Genomic DNA, 17,615 nt, shown 5'->3' on the forward strand with positions numbered 1-17,615 from the left:
TCGAATCGTCTGCCCCAGTCTAGCACGACCCGACCCGACTAGACTTTAGCCTCTGGATTCGACGCGTCGGCATTGCCGCCGGCAAGATTTCGCGGGAGCCCAGGTCACCTGCTTCTCTTTGCGGCGCCTTGCTCGGCGCGCTTTGCTGATGAGATGGCCGCCCCTGTAGCCCTCTTCACGCTTGCGAACAGGGGCTTCGCTTCGCGAACAACGTTTTTTGCGGCACCGCTCGCGACGTGGGCGGCTGTGGTGGCTCCTCGTGCGAAGCCTTTTGCGACCTCGGGAGCGCTCGTCGCTGCCATCTCGACCGCTTCCCTCGCTACGGCTCCCGTTTTGAGGGCGGCGTCCTTCGCCTTTTCGCCTGCTTTGCCCGCTGTTCGCTTTGCGGTGTCTGCGGCGAGGTCTGCCGCCTTGGAGGCCGCCTCGTCGAGGTGCTCTTCCAAAGGGGTTGCTGTGCGGCCTGTGTAGTTTCTATTTCCCCTGCTCACAAGTGCTGCTCCGCCGACGATTGCCGCAACACCCGGCCCAGGGAGTACGAGCATGGGAATTCCCGCCGCCGTAAGCGCGCTTCCTGCCGCGACCTGCGCAATGCCCTTCGCCTTCTTCGCGAACGTTGCCTCGCCTTCCATGGGGAGGACTTCGGGAATCACGACCTGGCTTTTCGCGGTTGTTGCGTTTGCTGTTGCGCTCTCGGGCATTTCGGCTCCTTCGCTCGTCTTCTTGCTAAGAGGGTAGCGGCGTTGAAGGCGAAATCGTCCGTTTGAAACGAATCTGTTGCCAAGAGCAGCCATGCAGTGCTGGTCGTTCTTGAGATTGTTGCGCGCGTGCCTTTGCGCGCGTGCTGCTATTCGAGTTGCGACCGGGTGGCTTGCGATTTTGGAGCCTGCGAGATGAGCGAAGTGCTTTCTTTTGCTGACTAGGCGAGGAGCGCGTTGCCTTCTCGTTTCCCGCTTGTGATGATGGTTGCCGGATTGCGCGTTGTTGTGCATTGCGGGCGCCAACCTTTGCCCAGGTCGTATGCTTGTGTGAAATAGTCAGCCTGCGGTCTGCCTCTTCGTGTGCATGCGCTATACTGCTTGCCACTATGGACAGTTCGAAAACCTCCTGTCGGTAAACAAAACTAGGGAGCGTCGAATGCTGCTGGCGAGTTATGCCAGAGCGTCCGGCGCGTTATGCAGGAATGAGCGTTTGGAGCTGGGAGCTCGTGCGCTCGGGGTGTCGGATGCAAGTCGCGCAGTGGCGTGTCGCCCGTGCGTGTCAGGTGTTGGGCGCGAGTCGCGTCGATCGCGCTTGTGGCGTGTACCGCTCGCGCGGTGCGATACTTGTCCTCGCGCAGCCCATGTCGTATCGCGCGAGATGCGTATCTTGCTCGTGCGGTGCCTTGCGGGCTGCGGTTGTCCCAGGTGGGCGGCTGCGATTCGCACGAATCTGCGCTGGCCGAGCAACTTGTGCTTGAGGATTGCTCGTGCGGTGCTCCGCTTGCTCGCCGTCGCCGTTCCTGCACCCAGGTTTCCCCACGGTGGTTTTCACTTGCGTGAAAGGTACGCCGATGTATGGGCTTAAAACAGAGAGCAGCTTCGATGCTGCTCATTTTCTCACCGATTATCACGGCAAATGCGAGAATCTCCACGGCCACCGCTGGCGCGTGGTCGCCTATTTGGAGCAGGAGGAGCTCCAGACGCAGGGAACTCACAAAGACATGGTGATCGACTTTGCCGACTTCAAGGGCGCTCTGCGCGACTTGACCGAAGCCTTCGACCACTCGTTCGTGGTGGAAGAGGGGTCGCTTGCCCCCGACACGTTCGCGTGCCTCGAGCGCGAGGGCTTCTCGCTTTCGGTCGTGCCCTTCCGCACGACGGCGGAAAACCTCGCCCGCTATTTTTACGGGAAACTGGCGGACGCGGGATTCCCCGTGTCGCAGGTCGACGTGTACGAGACCCCCAACAACTGCGCGATCTACCGTGGCTAGTAGTCGGGATAGCGCGGGCTCGCAGGTGCAGGCCGCAGGCGAGTTGGTCGCAGGGCCGCAGGTGCAGGCTGCGGGCGAGGTGGACGTGGGCTCGCAGGCGCAGGCCGCAGGCGAGGTAAACGCGGGCTCGCAGGCTGCGGGCGGGCCGGGGTGCGATGTCGCGCGCGGGTCGGCTGCGCCCGCATTCTCCGAACCGGCAGCGAGCCGCACGCTTCCCGTTGCCGAGCGCTTCGTCAGCGTGAACGGGGAAGGGCGCGCCGCGGGCAAGCTCGCCGCCTTCATCCGCTTTACGGGGTGCAACTTGGCGTGTTCGTACTGCGACACCATGTGGGCAAACGCGCCCGCTGCCGCGGAATGCGCCGAGCGCGTGTCAGTCGCGGACCTCGTCGCGTGGGCGTGCGAGACGCGAGTGGAATGCGTCACCCTCACGGGTGGCGAGCCCGAGTTGCAGCCCGCGCTCCCCAGCCTTGTGTGCGCCTTGCTTGCCGAGCCTGGCCCCCTCGAGCGCGGGCTTCGGGTGGAAATCGAGACGAACGGTGCCGCTGACCTGCGCGAACTCGCACAGCTGCGCGAGGCGTGCGCGTCGCTTCCCGGCAACCTCACGTTTACGGTCGATTGGAAGCTTCCTTCGAGCGGTATGGAGGGTCGCATGCTGCGCGAGAACTTCGCGCTCCTTGACGCACGCGACACCGTGAAGTTCGTCTGCGGCGGGGAGGGCGATCTTCGCCGCATGCTGGAAGTGTCACGCGAGCTGGGCCTTCCCGATCGCGTGCCGGTGTATTTAAGCCCCGTGTTCGGACGCCTCGACCCTGCGCGCATCGTGGATTTCATGCAAGAGAACAACCTCACCTGGGCCACCGCGCAGCTGCAGCTGCACAAGATTATCTGGCCGGGTGTCGAGAAGGGAGTGTAACCTCGTGGCAACTATCGAAGAGAAGGCGCTCGTTTTGTGCTCGGGCGGCGTGGATTCCACCACGTTGCTCGCCATGGCGGTTTCGCGCTACGGCGCCAAGAATGTGTACGCGCTTTCCATTTCCTATGGTCAGCGCCATAACAAGGAAATCGAGAGCGCGAAGGCGGTCGCCGCGCATTACGGCGTGGAGCAGCGCTTCCTCGATTTGGGGGCCATCTTCGCCGACAGCGATTGCAGCCTGCTCTCGCATTCCTCGCAAGATATCCCCGAGGAAAGCTATGCCGACCAGCTCGCCGAAAGCGATGGCAAGCCGGTGAGCACCTACGTCCCCTTCCGCAACGGGCTATTCCTTTCGGCGGCGGCTTCGATGGCGCTCTCGCTCGGATGCAGCGCGATTTACTACGGCGCGCACCACGACGACTGGGCGGGCAACGCCTATCCCGATTGCTCGCGCGAGTTCGTCGACGCGATGAACCGCGCAATTGAGGAAGGAACGGGCGGCGAGCTGCATCTTTGCGCGCCGTTCGTGGAAATGTCGAAGGCTGATATCGTCGCGTGCGGCATTGAGCTGGGCGTTCCCTACGAGCTCACCTGGAGCTGCTACGAGGGCGGCGACTATCCGTGCGGCGCGTGTGGGACGTGCATCGACCGCAACCGCGCGTTCGAGGCGAACGGGATGCGCGATCCGCTGCTCGACAGGCTCGACGCCGAGCGGGCGGCAGCAAACGCGGAAGGGGAGGAGTAGCATGGCGAATATGGCGAACATGACGGACGCGATGGACGCGACGAACGCGGTGAACGCGACGAGCGCGGTGAACGAGAACCCGCAGCGCGAGGGGACCGACGACCTGTCGCTTTTGGGCAACCAGGGAGTGCGCTACCCGCAGACCTACGACCCAAGTGTCCTCGAGACGTTCGAGAACAAGCATCCGGGCAACGACTACTTCGTGAAGTTCAACTGCCCCGAGTTCACCAGCCTGTGCCCGATCACGGGGCAGCCCGACTTCGCCACGATCTATATCGCCTACGTGCCGGGCGAGCGCATGGTCGAGAGCAAGAGCCTGAAGCTGTATCTGTTCAGCTTCCGCAACCACGGGGATTTCCACGAGGACTGCGTGAACATCATCATGAAGGACCTCATCAAGTTGATGGATCCGAAGTATATCGAGGTCTGGGGCAAGTTCTTGCCGCGCGGAGGCATCTCGATCGACCCGTATTGCAACTACGGGAAGCCGGGCACGCGCTGGGAAGACGTGGCCTGGGAGCGACTGTCTCACCACGACCTTTATCCCGAGAAGGTGGACAACCGCTAAAGGGGAGCGCGGACAGGGGAAAGCGAGCGGGCGCGACCCGAGGCGTGCCGCGACCGCGGCCTGCTGCCGTGGGCAAGGGCTGCCCTTCACTCTCTGTGCACCACGAACACGAGGGGCCGCTCGCAAATCGCGGGCGGCCCCTCGTTCATTAGGGTCCAAACTGGCGTGCGACTACTTCACCGCGTCAAAGCCCTGCTCAAGGTCGGCCAAGATGTCCTTGATGTTCTCGGTGCCGATAGACAGGCGAATCGTCGTGGGGGAGATGCCCGCAGCCTCAAGCTCCTTGTCGGTCAGCTGCGAGTGGGTGGTCGACGCCGGGTGAATGACGAGGCTCTTCACGTCCGCCACGTTCGCGAGCAGGCTGAACAGCTTCAGGCTCTCGGTGAACTTGCAGGCGGTCTCGGCCGTGCCCTTGATTTCGAACGTGAAGATGGAGGCGGCTCCGTTGGGATAGTACTCGTCGTAGAGCTCCTTCGCGCGGCCGGTCGAAAGCGACGGGTGGTTCACGCGTTCGACCTGCGGGTGGCTGTTCAGGAAGTCGACGACCTTGAGCGCGTTCTCGACGTGGCGCTCGACGCGCAGCGAGAGCGTCTCCAAGCCCTGGAGCAGGATAAACGCGTTGAAGGGAGACAGCGTTGCGCCCTGGTCGCGTAGGAGCGTGGCGCGCGCCTTGGTGATATAGGCGGCCTCGCCTGCGGCTTCGGTGAACACGACGCCGTGGTAGCTCGGGTTAGGCTTCGCGACGCCGGGGAACTTGTCGGCGTTGCCGGCCCAGTCGAACTTGCCCGCATCGACGATCACGCCGCCCATCGCCGTGCCGTGTCCGCCGATGAACTTCGTGGCGGACGCGACCACCACGTCGGCGCCGTGCTCGATCGGGCGTAGCAGGTAGGGGGTCGAGAACGTGTCGTCCACGATGAGCGGAAGGTTGTGCTTGTGCGCGATGGCGGCCCAGCCTTCGATGTCGAGCACGTCGGAGTTCGGGTTGCCGAGCGTCTCCGCGTAGAGAAGCTTGGTGTTGTCCTGGATGGCGGCTTCGACGGCGTCAAGGTCGGCAGGGTTCACGAACGTGGTGGAAAGCCCCTGTTCGGAAAGGGTGTGCTCGAACAGGTTGAGCGTGCCGCCGTAAAGGTTGGTGGAGGAGACGACGTGGTCGCCGACCGTGGCGATATTCTGCACCGCGATGGTGATGGCGGCCGATCCGGTGGCGACGCCGAGCGCCCCGACGCCGCCCTCGAGTGCGGCGATGCGCTCCTCGAAAACGGAAACGGTGGGGTTGGTCAGGCGGGAATAGATGTTGCCCGGCTCGGTGAGTCCGAAGCGCCCGGCTGCGGTCGCGGCGTCCTTGAACACGAAGGAGGACGTCAGGTAGATCGGCACAGCGCGTGCGTCGGTCGCGGGGTCGGGGTTTTCCTGGCCGGCGTGAATCTGCAGGGTCTCGAACGAGTAGGCGTTCTCATTTTCAGACATTTGGTTATCTCCTTAAACGATTGCGATAATATTCGCTTATTCATATAACGGTCGTAGTTATACGTGGCAACGCCCACTTGGTCAATAGGTTTTCGGGGAAAATCGGAATAATTTCTGTTGACCTGCTGAAACGTCGATAACCGCTTATCGGTTGCGTCGATAAGCGGCGGGAAAGGCGAGTTCGCGCCCGATTGCCGAAAGACTGGCTTTCTCATCTTGGGGATTGGCATCAAACTGTTAAACAACGCTTTCACCTGCGTAAATTATTGTTTACAGAACTCGTTTCGCCAATTGTGGAGCTTGCGTGAAGGAGGGGATGGCGTTACTATGGATACCGTTTAGATTGACTTTGACCGATAGACGCATTTGCGTCGCGTTTGAAAGAGGGGCCGTCATGGATTTGAGCTTCATTCCCGACAATCCGGGGATTATCGCCGGCATCGTTGCCGTCATCGTCATCATCATCGTCGCGTGCATCGCGAAGGGCTTCATCGACGAGCTCAAGAAGAAGTAGCCGCATCGCGTTGGCGAGCGGCCCGGCGGGACGTCGACGGCATTGACGTTCGAGCCGCAACCGCGCCCGCACGCAGGGGGGGGGCGAGTGGGCCGCCGATTGTCGGTCGCATCGCGCCTGCGAGGCGGGCTGGCCGTCGGGCATACCGCGTTGCCCCGAACCCGTTCGGCGCGCGGCGACCGAGGCGCTCCTTCCTAGCAGGGCGCGCTTGCCGATGAAATTTGCGTATGCGAGCACCTGTGGCGCCCCCGCTCGGGGGCGTCGCTTATTATAGTGAGGTTTCAGCGAAAGCACGGATTGCGGGGCGCGGGCTCCGCAGTGGGGAATCCCACGGAAAGGCGAGTATGTCCACGAATCGTCGAGGGCGAGGGGAAGCGCAGTTCAACGGGGGCGCGCATATGCGTGCGACCGCTCCTGCACGCGCGGTTGCTCCTGCGCGGAAGCGGCGTTTCGGTCTTTGGACCGCGATTCTCATCGTGGCTATCGTGGTGTTCCTTGCGGCTGCATTCGCCTTGGGAAGCATCCTGCTCACTTATCACGAGGGCCAGAAATCCTACGACGACGTGGCCGATAAGGCGTTCCTTTCCGACTCCGCGCTCTCTGACGCGTCTGGCATATCGCTTGTCGACCTCACCGTCGATTGGGATGCCCTTCTCGCGATCAACCCCGACACGGTCGGGTGGATCTTCATCCCGGGCACGAACGTGAATTACCCCATCGTCCATGCGCCCGAGTCGAATCCCGACAAGTACCTCACCGTTGATTTCCAGGGCAATTCGGGCGGATGGTGGCTGCCTACCTACGGCACGCCGTACCTGCTTGCGTCGAATGCTGCCGATTTCTCGGACAAGAACAATATCGTGCAGGGCCATCACCTGCAGAATGGGGAAATGTTCGCCGCGATCGCCGATTTCGCCGACGCCGAGCAGTTCAACGAGCATCGCACGGTGTACCTGCTCACCCCGAAGGGCTCGTGGCGCCTGCAGTCGGTGTCGCTTGTCCACTGCAGCGGGTCGGAATCGATCGTGCAGACGAAGTTCGAAAGCGACGTCGCCTTCACCTCCTATGTTGCCGACAAGATCAGCCGCAGCATCGTCGAGTGCGACCCGGCGGCGCCCGACGCGTCGGCCATTTCCCGCTTCTTCATGTTTTCTACCTGCGATAGCAACACGGACGCGCGCTACGTGCTGTGCTGTGTGCCGGTCGAATACGCCGCTGTCAATTCTTCTGGTACGGTGTCTGAAGGTTCGGCTGCGAACAATACGAACAACGCAAGCAATGCGAACAACGCAAACGGCGGCAGCGGCGGGGCCGGCATGGTCGATCCCAGCGCGGCCGCGACAATAGACGATGCAGCAAAGGAGATCGTTTCATGAGCACTTCGATACTGCCGGGCGAACGACCCGACCGCCTCGAAGAGGAATGTGCCGTGTTCGGCGTCTTCGCCCCTGGTGAGGACGTCGCGCGTATGACGTGCTTCGGCCTGCAGGCGCTTCAGCACCGCGGGCAGGAAAGCGCGGGAATCGCTGTGGGGGATGGCGAGACCATTATGGTTTCCAAGGACTTGGGCCTGGTCACGCAGGTGTTCGACGAGGCGAGCCTCGCTGCGCTCACCGGCTTTGTGGCGGTCGGCCACGCGCGCTATTCCACTTCCGGCGCCGCGGCGTCGTGGGAAGCCGCCCAGCCCCACATCTCGGCGATCGATGAGACGCTCATCGCCCTCGCGCACAACGGCACGCTCGTGAACACGAACAGCCTGCGCGCCCGCCTGATCGACGAGGGCATCCAGCTTCGTGCCGGCACCGACTCCGAGGTAGCAGCGAAGGCGATCGGCGACATCACCAAAAAGACGCACCACCTGCGTGAAGGCATCCGCTTCGCCATGGAGCATCTGAAGGGCGCCTACGCCATGGTGCTCGCGAGCCCCGACTGCCTCTACGCCTTCCGCGATCCGAACGGCATCCGCCCGCTGTGCATGGGCAAGCTTCCCGACGACCGCGGTTGGGTCGTTTCGTCCGAGACCTGCGGCCTTGATATCGTGGGCGCGGAATACGTGCGTGACGTGAACCCGGGCGAAATCGTGCGCTTCAGCAAAGACGGCGTCACTTCCGAGCAGGGCGTGCCCGCCGGCCGCCGCGCGAGCTGCATCTTCGAGTACGTGTACTTCGCCCGCCCCGACTCGGTGATGGACGGCCAGTCGGTCTACCAGGCCAGGCGCAACATGGGCCGCATCTTGGCGCGCGAGGCGCCGGCCGATGCGGATCTGGTGCTCGGCGTGCCCGACTCGGGAATCCCCTCGGCCATGGGCTTCGCCTTCGAAAGCGGCATCCCCTACGCCGACGGCATCGTGAAGAACCGCTACGTGGGCCGCACGTTCATCCAGCCGACGCAGGCCATGCGCCAGCTGGGCATTCGCCTGAAGCTGAACCCGCTGCCGAGCGTCATCTCGGGCAAGCGCCTCGTCGTGATCGACGATTCCATCGTGCGCGGCAACACCTCCAAAAAGCTCATCGAGATGCTGCGCCAGGCAGGCGCCACCGAGGTCCACATGCGCATCGTGAGCCCCGAGGTGCTCTGGCCGTGCTTCTACGGCATCGACACCGACACGCGCGACCAGCTCATCGCCGCGAACATGACCAACGAGGAGATGTGCGAGTGGATGGGCGCCGACTCGCTCGCGTTCATCAGCTTGCCCGGCCTGCGCGAGTCGCTTCCCGACGTGCGCGAACCCGGCTTTTGCGAGGCGTGTTTCTCGGGCGACTACCCCGTGGAGATTCCGCCCTCCACGGCCAAGAAGAGCTTCATGACCAAGGCGGATTTCGCCGCAGAATACGCGCGCGAGAATGAGAAAGCTGAGAAAACCCAGGTCACCCTGTAATTGCTTGCAGGATGGGAACGTTACGAGAAGGAGCGAAAAGTGAGCGAGGAAATCACCTACGCGGCGGCGGGCGTTGATACGGCCGAGGGCGCGCGAGCGGTCGATGCGATCAAGGAGACCGTGCATTCAACCTACCGCCCCGAGGTCGTGGGCGACATCGGCGGCTTTGGCGGCCTGTTCTCCATTGCGGCGGCGAAGGGGATGGAGGACCCGCTGCTCGTGTCGGGCACCGATGGCGTGGGCACCAAGCTCAAGGTAGCCCAGCTTGTCGGCAAGCATGGCACGGTGGGCATCGACCTTGTCGCCATGTGCGTGAACGACATCCTCGCTTGCGGCGCCGAGCCGCTGTTCTTCCTGGATTACATCGCGATCGGCAAGCTGCGCCGCGAGCATGTGGCGGAAGTTGTCGCGGGCATCGGAGAGGGCTGCCGTCAGGCGGGCTGTGCACTCATCGGCGGCGAGATGGCTGAGCACCCCGGTGTTATGGACCCTGACGATTACGACTTGTCCGGCTTCACGGTGGGCGTGGTCGACCGCCCGAAGATGCTCGATCCCGAAAGCGTGCGCGAGGGCGATGTGCTCATCGGACTTGCGTCGTCGGGCTTGCACTCCAATGGCTACTCGCTCGCGCGCAAGGTGTGCGTGGAGGGGAAGAGCACCGAGGAGCTTTTGGCACCCGTTGACGCGCTCGGCGGCCAGTCGGTGGGCGAGGCGCTGCTCACCCCGACGCGCATCTACGTGAAGCAGGTGCTCTCCGTGCTCGCCGAGTGCCCCAAGGCTGTGCGTGCGCTTGCGCACATCACGGGCGGTGGCATCACCGAGAACCTCAATCGCGCGCTGAATTCGCAGGTGAATGCCCAGGTCGATCTGGGCACATGGCCCGTTCCCGCCATCGCGAAGTACGTGTGCGAGGCGGCCGACCTCTCCGAGGGCCAGGCGCTCAAAACCTTCAACATGGGTGTCGGCATGGTCTTGATCGTCGACCCCGACCGTGCGGACGAGGTGGAGGCCGCGCTCGCGAAGGCGGGCGAGACCACCTATCGCGTGGGCCGCATCGTCTCCGGCGAAGGCGAAGTGGAATACGCGGGCGAAGGAAACCTGTACGGCTACGAAGGCTAGGAGATAGTCCTTAAAATGGGTGGCTTCGTGGCATGCTGCGGACTGCTCACCTGGGATTGAATGTGCATTGCGGAGAAGGCCTCGATACGGGGCCTTCTTTACGTTCTGGTGCCATGCTTGAGGTTTATTCGTGAAAAGCATACAATAGAAGTCAATGAAAGCTCATAGCTTAAAAAAGAAGCTTAAATAAGGGAGGAGAGCAGACGATGGCTTCTGCAGCTATCAGTGCACCGCTTTCTACGAAAGTAACCGATGCGGAGAAAAAACGCTTTGTTGAAACGTGCGACGCCATCGGGACGTCGCCGAGCAACGCGTTGCGAATGTTCGTTTCTGCTTTCAACAGACGAGGAGGCTTCCCCTTCGATTCCTCGAACCCCAACGGCTATTCCTCGGAAACGCTTGCAGCGATGGATGATGCGGTAAATGGCCGCGTTTCGGGGCCTTATAAAACTAACAAGGAAATGTGGGCGGCGGTTTTCGACGACTCTGGTGAGTAACTTATGCTTGATGTCGCTTTCACCTCGCAGTTCAAGAAAGGCATGAAGCGCAAGAGAAAGCAAGGAGCCGAACTTGCCAAAATCGATGAGGTCATTACGATGTTGCGTAGCGGGGAGCCTTTACCGGAGCGCAATCGGGACCATGCTTTATCGGGAACGTATCATGGCCATAGGGAATGCCATATTGAACCAGACTGGCTACTGATATATCGCATTGATTCAAATCTTCTCGTGCTCACGGCGGTAAGGACTGGATCTCATAGCGAATTGTTGGGAATCTAGAGCCCGCTCGGTACCGACTCGTGGCGCCTTGTGTTCGCGGTGATCGGTGTGGCTGGCATCGAGCCTGCGACCGACGTCGTCGAGCATCACGAGAAGATGCGTTCCGACGAGCATTTCGCGCTGTATCTCTTCGTCGACATCGTCGCCGTGGTGGGCACGTCGCTCACACAGTACACCTACACTACGGTCGAGCCTGAGACGCGCGCGAAGGACGCCGTCCCTGCGCTACAATAAGCGCTTGACGCGCATGGGGCGCGTCGAGAAAGATAGGGAACAAAGTAGTATGCCAGAGCAGAGCACGCCCGCCGCATCCGCGGCAACGCCCTCGCGCGAGCATTTCGCGTCGCGTTTGGGATTCATCCTCATCAGCGCTGGGTGCGCGATCGGGCTGGGGAACGTGTGGCGCTTCCCCTACATCACAGGGCAGTACGGTGGCGCGGCATTTTTCCTCATCTACCTGGTGTTCCTCGTGATTTTGGGGCTGCCCGTCATGGTGATGGAGTTTGCGGTCGGGCGCGCGTCGCAGAAGTCGGCGGCGCAGGCGTTCGACAAGCTGCAGCCTTCGGGTGCGTGGCATTGGTTCTCCTGGTGGGGCTTCATTGGCTGCACGGTGCTCATGATGTTCTACACCACTGTGTGCGGCTGGATGCTTTCCTATGTGCCGAAGATGGCGTCGGGCGTGTTCGACGGGGCGGATGCGCAGATGACCGCGGCCGTGTTTTCGGGCATGCTTGCTGACCCCGTGGGGCTTATCGCGTGGATGGTGGTGGCGGTCGTGGTCGGCGCGGTTGTGTGCGGCATGGGCCTGCAGAAGGGCGTCGAGCGCATTACCAAGTGGATGATGGCGACGCTGTTCGTGGTTATGATTGTGCTGTGCGTGCGCGCGGTGACGCTGCCAGGCGCGGGGGAGGGGATCGCGTTTTACCTCGTGCCCGACTTCTCGCGCCTGTTCGCGGGTGCAACGGTGGCGGAGCAGTGGGCGACGTTCAGCGACGCGGTGTTCGCTGCGATGGGGCAGGCGCTTTTCTCGCTTTCGCTCGGCATGGCTTCGATGGAAATCTTCGGGTCCTACATTGGTCGCGAGCGCAGCCTTGCCGGCGAGGCGATTTCGGTGACTGCGCTCAACACCGTCGTCGCCGTCCTGGCGGGCCTCATCATCTTCCCTGCATGCTTCGCATACGGTGTAAGTCCTGATCAGGGGCCATCTCTTGTGTTCGTGACGCTGCCTGTGGTGTTCGGGCAGATGCCTTTGGGCAACGTGTGGGGCGCGCTGTTCTTCGTGTTCATGAGCTTTGCCGCGCTTTCGACGGTGATTGCCGTGTTCGAGAACCTCATCAGCTGGTCGATAGACAAATGGGGCATCCCCCGCCGCCGCGCTGCCGTGATCACGGCGGTCCTCGTTCTCGTGCTGTCGCTGCCGTGCGCGCTCGGCTTTAACGTCCTTTCGGGCGTGACCGTACCGGCGGTCGGTGACATCCAATCGATCGAGGACTTCATCGTGTCGAACAACCTGCTTCCCTTAGGCGCGCTGTTCTTCGTGCTGTTCTGTACGACGCGCAGGGGCTGGGGCTGGGAAAACTTCCTCGCCGAGACCAACGCGGGCCGGGGCGTGCGCTTCCCGGCGTGCGCGCGCCTGTGGCTGAAGTTCGGGATTCCCGTGCTGATTCTCGTCATCTTCGTGCTGGGGTACGCTCCGAAGATTGCCGCATGGCTAGGGCTTGCAGGGTAATATTCGGGGCTGCGCGACTTTCGCGGGAAGAGGGCTTCCGGGCTGCGGGTTTCCCGATCTGTGGGTCTCCCCGGCTGCGGGCTCTCCCGAGTTGCGGGCACCCCGAGCTGAGGGTTTCGCTTCCCGTGGCTCCTGCAGCAGATGCCCTCGTCGAGATGAGGCTTTGCTTCTTATGGTTCCTGTGACGAACGCCTCGTCTGGTCGCAAGCTTCGCTTCCCGTGGTTCCTGGGGTAGTCCTGGGGTAGAGCACTTCGCCGAGGTACAAGCTCTCGAAGGGGGTGGTGCTCTTTCTCGGTTTCAGCTCATCTGCTGGATGAGGCCTGTCGAATGTGTGGCGTCTCGATATCGGCTCGCCTGTCGGGCGCGGTCTCCGAATGCGCGTTCTTTCTCGATTTCGGGTCGTCGTGGACAAAAAACGCCGATATGTGAGTCGCCGCGGCTATCTGCGGGTTTCCCCCGAGTGGCTCGAAAGAGAAAGCCCAGGTCGCAAATCGGCGGGAATGCGAGTCCGACATCGTGCCGCCCGACGTCGCTCGCATATCGACCGATTTTGTCCACGGCGACCCGATTTTCGTGAAGAAGGCCCTCGCGATGGCGTTCGGCGCTGGTAGCGTAAAGGCGATCATGGCGTTCGGCTTCGGCAGCTCAATGGCGATCACATCGCTCGGCTTCCTCGTGGCGACCGACTTCCTCACGACGATCGGCTTCAACGTGCTGAACGCGTCCGTCGCCAGCTTGAACGTCGGCGAGCTGTTTTCGGCGAAGCGTCTGGGACAGACGGCGCCCCTGCCCCTCGCGCCAACTTCCCTGCCTCCCGCCCCGTTGCTTCCCCCAATTCCCCGAGAGGGGACGTCATCGATGCTAATCAGTTGACGCTTGTGCTTCTGCGGCGGAATCGGCGCGCCTTTTGCGTATACTGTTTGTTGCTGTGTCGCCGGCCCATTCCTTCGATGGTTCGGCTCATCTTGCGGAAAGGGCGGTTACGTGACCGACAGACTTAAGATTGGCGTGCTGCTTTCGGGCAGCGGAACGAACTTGCAGGCGATCATCGACGCGATTGTCGAGGGCCTGCCTACCGACATCGTGCTCGTCGTGTCGTCGCGCCCCGACGCGTACGGTATCGAGCGCGCGCGTGCGGCGGGAATTCCCACGCTCGTGATGAATCGCGAGAAATACGCCGACGTGCTCGCAGCCGACGCGCAGATCGTCGAGGCGCTTCGGGAAGCGGGTGCGGAATACGTGGTCATGGCGGGCTACATGCGCAAGGTGACTTCTGTCATGCTCGACGCGTTCCTCAATCGCGTGCTCAACCTGCACCCGGCGCTCCTGCCGTCGTTCAAGGGCGCGCACGCTATCGCTGACGCGTTTAACGCAGGCGTGAAGGTGACGGGCGTCACGGTGCACTTCGCGAACGCCGACTACGATAAGGGTCCTATCGTTGCGCAGCGTGCGGTCCCGGTGGCCGAAAGCGATACACTCGATACGCTCGAGGCAAAGATCCACGATGTGGAACATGTGCTCTATCCCGAGGTCATCGGGCTGATCGCCGAAGGGCGCGTCGCCGTCGACCCCTCCACGAACAAGGTTCACATCAGCTGATGGCAACTGCGACGCCGGCCCTCTGCGCCGGCGTTGTCAAGTGCGGCGCTACCTCGCGGCGGCGTCGGGAACGCGATGCCGGCCCCAGCGCCGGCGTCGATGGCGCGACGTTTAAGGCCCCTTAGCGGCGGCGTCGGGAAACGGTTTGAAGAAAGGACAGCTCCATGAACAAGGCCGTGCTGCAATCCATCATCGACGACTTGAAGGCGGGCCAGACCCCGCATCTCTCGTCGGAGGATTTCCCCTGCTTTTCCGCTGAGGCGCTCGCGGGGAACAACCACGTTGCCCCCGATTATCTCGACGTCATTGCGAAGAGCCTGACCGAGGCCGACATTCCCACGTTCGAGCGCGCCGTCCGCGCCGTCGACGAGGGTGACTTGGCGTGGCTCGGCTTCAAGGTGATTTACGACGCCGCCGAGGCGCAGAAGAACACCGACAACGAGGTCACCAAGAAGTACGGCGACCAGGGTTCCGCCGACGGCGAGCCGCTCGTCTTCTTCTGCAACGACGCGAAGGAAATCGTGTCCTCGCGCACGCCGAGCCCGCGCGACATGTTCCAGATGAAGGACGTCACGCGCGGCCCCTCGATGCACAACGAGCAGTTCGAAGGCTTGACCTGGCGCTCCGTCGCGCTGTTCGACCAGGTCCACGTGTGGCTTTTGGGCGCCTCCGACGCCGCGAGCGAGCTTTCCGCGCTTGCAACCCACGTCGGCTTCAAGGTGACGGTCGTCGATTACGACCCCGCCTACATCTCTGAGGAGCGCTTCCCCGACGCCGCGCGCATCGAGCTTCCGGGCGACAACTTCGACGGTCTCGACGAGTATCACGCCGCGCCCGCCGATTACGTCTGCGTGCTCACGCGCGGGCACATGTTCGACCCCGAATCGTGCGTGTGGGCGGTTCGCCACAACGTGCACTACGTGGGCATGATGGGCTGCAAGGGGAAGAACACCACGGTGCACGACCTCGTGACCTCGCGCGGCGTCACCGAGGAGCAGTGGAATTCTATCAAGCGTCCCATTGGCTTGAAGTTCGGTGCGAAGACGCCCGCCGAATTGGCGATCGCTATCGTCGCAGAGCTCATCGACGTGCGCTACAAGGAGCGCTACAGTGATGAGGCCCGCGAAAGGCACGATCAGTCGCTTGGACGATAGCGACTGCTTCCCTGGCTTGCGCGAGGTGCGCGGTGGGCGTAGGGCCGCGCACCCTTAAAGAAGTTCCAACTCTTGAGAGGAGAACATACATGGCTGATCCCAAGATCAAACGCGTCCTCATGTCGGTGACCGACAAGACGGGCGTCGTCGACTTCGCGCGTGTGCTGCACGACGAGTTCGGCGCGGAAATCATCTCGACGGGCGGTACCGCGAAGGTCATCGCCGAAGCGGGTGTTCCGGTGACCCCCATCGACGAGGTGACGCATTTTCCCGAGATGATGGACGGTCGTGTGAAGACGCTGCACCCGATGGTACACGGCGGGCTTTTGGCGAAGCGCGACAACCCTCAGCACATGGCCGAAGCCGCCGAGCACGGCATCCAGATGATCGACATGGTCGTCGTGAACCTGTACGCCTTCGAGAAGACGGTGGAATCCGGCGCCGATTTCGGCACCTGCATCGAGAATATCGACATCGGTGGCCCGTCGATGCTGCGCAGCGCCGCGAAGAACTTCGAGAGCGTGGCCGTGGTCACCGACCCCGAAAGCTACAATGACATCCTGGCCGAGATGCGCGAAAACGATGGCGCCACGAAGCGCTCGACCCGCGCCCGCTTGGCCTTGAACGTGTTTGAGACCACGAGCTCTTACGACGGGGCCATCGCCGACTGGATGTTCGAACAGCTCGCCGAGGAGGACGACTCCCTCGAGGCCGAGGGCGAAGGCGAGTTCCCCGACTACTACGACCTGTACATGGTCAAGCAGCAGGGGCTGCGCTACGGCGAGAATCCGCATCAGGAAGCCGCCTTCTACCGCCTGCCCGACTTCGAGAGCGAGCACAGCCTCGTGAACGCCGAGCAACTCAACGGCAAGGAGCTTTCCTACAACAACATCCTCGACACCGACGCCTGCTGGTCGCTCGTGCGCGAGTTCGACGAGCCCGCCGTGGTCATCTTGAAGCACCAGAACCCGTGCGGATCGGCCACTGCCGAGAGCGTGGTTGCTGCCTTCGACAAGGCCTTCGCATGCGACCCGAAGAGCGCTTACGGTGGAATCATCGCGGCAAACCGCGAGGTCACGAAGGATGTGGTCGACCACATCAACGAGAACCATCTCTTCGTGGAAGTGCTTATCGCGCCCTCGTTCGCGCCCGACGCGCTCGAGCTTCTGCAGCAGAAGAAGAACCTGCGCGTGCTCGCCACCGGCGGCGTCGACGCGCCTTCCGCGCTCGAGTTCCGCTCGGTTGACGGCGGCATCCTCGTGCAGGACGTCGACCGTGTCGCCGAAGACCCCGCCACTTTCACGGTGCCCACCGACCGCAAGCCGACCGACGAGGAGATGCACGAGCTGCTCTTCGCGTGGCGCGTGTGCAAGGGCGTGAAGAGCAACGCCATTCTCGTGTCGCGCGACCATGCGGGCATCGGCATGGGCCCCGGCCAGCCGAACCGCGTCGACTCCGCACTCATCGCGTGCAAGCGCGCCCACGAGGCGTGCGATCGCATGGGCGTGCCGGCCGAGGGGCTGGTGTGCGCGTCCGACGCGTTCTTCCCCTTCCGCGACAATGTGGACACGCTGTCCGAGTGGGGCGTGACCGCCATCATCCAGCCGGGCGGCTCCATCCGCGACGAGGAGTGCATTCAGGCCGCCAACGAGCATGGCATCGCGATGGTCTTCACCGGGCATCGCCACTTCCGCCACTAGGGACAGGGACGAACCTCAACTGTGAAGTTCAGCATCAGAAATCTGCTGGTCGGCCTCGTGCTCATCATCGTTTTGGCGGTGGTGTTCTTGCGGGGCGACCAGCTGGCCGAACTCGCCGAGACCATGCAGCGCGGCTCCACGATCCCGCTCGTCGCGGCCATTCTCACCCAGCTGTGCAAGTACGTCTCGCAGAGCTTCGCGTACTCGTCGTGCTTCCGCGCGGTGGGGGAGCATATGGCCCCGCGCACCACGCTGCCGCTCGTGTTCGGCACCTTCTTCATGAACACGATCGCGCCGTCGCTCAATCTGGCGGGCACCACGCTTGTGGTCGATGACGCGCGCCGCCGCGGGATATCGCCCGGCAAGGCCACGTCGGCAGCACTGCTCATGCAGATCACGATCGACGGCGCCTTCTGCACCATCATGATCTTGGCGTTCCTTATCCTGCTGGTCACGGTGGGCCTTTCGCCTGTGTGG

General features: G+C 62.7%; 17 protein-coding genes and 1 pseudogene. 16 read left to right on the forward strand and 2 right to left on the reverse strand.

Annotated elements, in window-relative coordinates; genetic code table 11:
• Positions 1-104 precede the first annotated feature (104 nt).
• A complete protein-coding gene (locus tag Q0G18_RS01930) occupies positions 105-698 on the reverse strand; it encodes a hypothetical protein (protein ID WP_297149029.1) in 594 nt (197 codons plus the stop codon).
• An 851-nt stretch (positions 699-1,549) separates the two neighbouring features.
• On the opposite strand from Q0G18_RS01930, the gene Q0G18_RS01935 reads away from it, so the two are divergent.
• From Q0G18_RS01935 to queF, 4 genes are read left to right on the forward strand one after another with little or no spacing between them, the layout of a single operon-like run.
• On the forward strand, positions 1,550-1,969 hold the full coding sequence (locus Q0G18_RS01935; RefSeq protein ID WP_297149030.1) for a 6-carboxytetrahydropterin synthase: 420 nt from the start codon (positions 1,550-1,552) through the stop codon (positions 1,967-1,969).
• Positions 1,962-2,882 (forward strand): radical SAM protein, encoded by a 921-nt coding sequence (locus tag Q0G18_RS01940; protein WP_297149031.1) that lies wholly within the window; start codon positions 1,962-1,964, stop codon positions 2,880-2,882. The genes Q0G18_RS01935 and Q0G18_RS01940 overlap by 8 nt, the downstream gene beginning before the upstream one ends.
• A 4-nt stretch (positions 2,883-2,886) precedes the next feature.
• Complete coding sequence (gene queC, locus Q0G18_RS01945) at positions 2,887-3,627, forward strand: 7-cyano-7-deazaguanine synthase QueC (RefSeq protein ID WP_297149032.1); 741 nt, start codon at positions 2,887-2,889, stop codon at positions 3,625-3,627.
• Between the two features lie 31 nt (positions 3,628-3,658).
• Positions 3,659-4,195 carry a preQ(1) synthase gene (queF, locus tag Q0G18_RS01950; RefSeq protein ID WP_366768904.1) on the forward strand — a complete coding sequence of 179 codons (537 nt, stop codon included), beginning with the start codon at positions 3,659-3,661 and terminating at the stop codon, positions 4,193-4,195.
• Positions 4,196-4,366: 171 nt separating this feature from the next.
• Here queF and Q0G18_RS01955 read toward each other — a convergent pair whose 3' ends face one another.
• The gene (locus Q0G18_RS01955; protein WP_297149034.1) at positions 4,367-5,665 is read right to left on the reverse strand and encodes an O-acetylhomoserine aminocarboxypropyltransferase/cysteine synthase family protein; all 1,299 of its coding nucleotides are present in this window, start codon (positions 5,663-5,665) and stop codon (positions 4,367-4,369) included.
• Between the two features lie 912 nt (positions 5,666-6,577).
• On the opposite strand from Q0G18_RS01955, the gene Q0G18_RS01960 reads away from it, so the two are divergent.
• The 12 genes and pseudogenes from Q0G18_RS01960 to Q0G18_RS02015 all read left to right on the forward strand — a co-directional run.
• A complete protein-coding gene (locus tag Q0G18_RS01960) occupies positions 6,578-7,555 on the forward strand; it encodes a class B sortase (RefSeq protein WP_297149035.1) in 978 nt (325 codons plus the stop codon).
• On the forward strand, positions 7,552-9,057 hold the full coding sequence (gene purF / locus Q0G18_RS01965; protein WP_297149037.1) for an amidophosphoribosyltransferase: 1,506 nt from the start codon (positions 7,552-7,554) through the stop codon (positions 9,055-9,057). The genes Q0G18_RS01960 and purF overlap by 4 nt, the downstream gene beginning before the upstream one ends.
• Positions 9,058-9,096: 39 nt before the next feature.
• Entirely contained in the window at positions 9,097-10,176 is a 1,080-nt protein-coding gene (purM, locus tag Q0G18_RS01970) for a phosphoribosylformylglycinamidine cyclo-ligase (protein WP_297149039.1), read from the forward strand.
• A 206-nt stretch (positions 10,177-10,382) separates the two neighbouring features.
• Complete coding sequence (locus Q0G18_RS01975; protein WP_297149040.1) at positions 10,383-10,673, forward strand: type II toxin-antitoxin system RelB/DinJ family antitoxin; 291 nt, start codon at positions 10,383-10,385, stop codon at positions 10,671-10,673.
• 3 nt (positions 10,674-10,676) lie between these two features.
• Positions 10,677-10,955 carry a type II toxin-antitoxin system YafQ family toxin gene (locus Q0G18_RS01980; RefSeq protein ID WP_297149041.1) on the forward strand — a complete coding sequence of 93 codons (279 nt, stop codon included), beginning with the start codon at positions 10,677-10,679 and terminating at the stop codon, positions 10,953-10,955.
• A gap of 30 nt (positions 10,956-10,985) precedes the next feature.
• Positions 10,986-11,189, forward strand: a complete 204-nt coding sequence (locus tag Q0G18_RS01985) for a hypothetical protein (RefSeq protein ID WP_297149043.1) — start codon at positions 10,986-10,988, stop codon at positions 11,187-11,189.
• A 49-nt stretch (positions 11,190-11,238) separates the two neighbouring features.
• The gene (locus tag Q0G18_RS01990; RefSeq protein ID WP_297149044.1) at positions 11,239-12,684 is read left to right on the forward strand and encodes a sodium-dependent transporter; all 1,446 of its coding nucleotides are present in this window, start codon (positions 11,239-11,241) and stop codon (positions 12,682-12,684) included.
• A gap of 517 nt (positions 12,685-13,201) precedes the next feature.
• Complete coding sequence (locus Q0G18_RS01995) at positions 13,202-13,558, forward strand: hypothetical protein (protein WP_297149045.1); 357 nt, start codon at positions 13,202-13,204, stop codon at positions 13,556-13,558.
• A gap of 111 nt (positions 13,559-13,669) precedes the next feature.
• On the forward strand, positions 13,670-14,284 hold the full coding sequence (gene purN / locus Q0G18_RS02000) for a phosphoribosylglycinamide formyltransferase (protein ID WP_297149047.1): 615 nt from the start codon (positions 13,670-13,672) through the stop codon (positions 14,282-14,284).
• A 164-nt stretch (positions 14,285-14,448) separates the two neighbouring features.
• Positions 14,449-15,438: an XdhC family protein gene (locus Q0G18_RS02005; protein WP_297149049.1), complete on the forward strand. Its 990-nt coding sequence runs from the start codon at positions 14,449-14,451 to the stop codon at positions 15,436-15,438.
• Positions 15,439-15,527: 89 nt separating this feature from the next.
• The gene (gene purH / locus Q0G18_RS02010; RefSeq protein WP_297149051.1) at positions 15,528-17,138 is read left to right on the forward strand and encodes a bifunctional phosphoribosylaminoimidazolecarboxamide formyltransferase/IMP cyclohydrolase; all 1,611 of its coding nucleotides are present in this window, start codon (positions 15,528-15,530) and stop codon (positions 17,136-17,138) included.
• A gap of 21 nt (positions 17,139-17,159) precedes the next feature.
• Positions 17,160-17,615: pseudogene (locus tag Q0G18_RS02015) on the forward strand (UPF0104 family protein); the annotation flags it as partial.

The sequence above is a fragment of the uncultured Ellagibacter sp. genome (assembly GCF_934636505.1).
GTDB lineage: Bacteria > Actinomycetota > Coriobacteriia > Coriobacteriales > Eggerthellaceae > Ellagibacter.

Bases quoted from the DNA above. Each gene is read 5' to 3' on its own strand.
- Q0G18_RS01930 (WP_297149029.1), bottom strand. From the start codon at position 698: ATGCCCGAGAGCGCAACAGCAAACGCAACAACCGCGAAAAGCCAGGTC.
- Q0G18_RS01935 (WP_297149030.1), top strand. From the start codon at position 1,550: ATGTATGGGCTTAAAACAGAGAGCAGCTTCGATGCTGCTCATTTTCTC.
- queF (WP_366768904.1), top strand. From the start codon at position 3,659: ATGGACGCGACGAACGCGGTGAACGCGACGAGCGCGGTGAACGAGAAC.
- Q0G18_RS01955 (WP_297149034.1), bottom strand. From the start codon at position 5,665: ATGTCTGAAAATGAGAACGCCTACTCGTTCGAGACCCTGCAGATTCAC.
- Q0G18_RS01960 (WP_297149035.1), top strand. From the start codon at position 6,578: ATGCGTGCGACCGCTCCTGCACGCGCGGTTGCTCCTGCGCGGAAGCGG.
- purF (WP_297149037.1), top strand. From the start codon at position 7,552: ATGAGCACTTCGATACTGCCGGGCGAACGACCCGACCGCCTCGAAGAG.
- Q0G18_RS01975 (WP_297149040.1), top strand. From the start codon at position 10,383: ATGGCTTCTGCAGCTATCAGTGCACCGCTTTCTACGAAAGTAACCGAT.
- Q0G18_RS01980 (WP_297149041.1), top strand. From the start codon at position 10,677: ATGCTTGATGTCGCTTTCACCTCGCAGTTCAAGAAAGGCATGAAGCGC.
- Q0G18_RS01990 (WP_297149044.1), top strand. From the start codon at position 11,239: ATGCCAGAGCAGAGCACGCCCGCCGCATCCGCGGCAACGCCCTCGCGC.
- Q0G18_RS02005 (WP_297149049.1), top strand. From the start codon at position 14,449: ATGAACAAGGCCGTGCTGCAATCCATCATCGACGACTTGAAGGCGGGC.
- purH (WP_297149051.1), top strand. From the start codon at position 15,528: ATGGCTGATCCCAAGATCAAACGCGTCCTCATGTCGGTGACCGACAAG.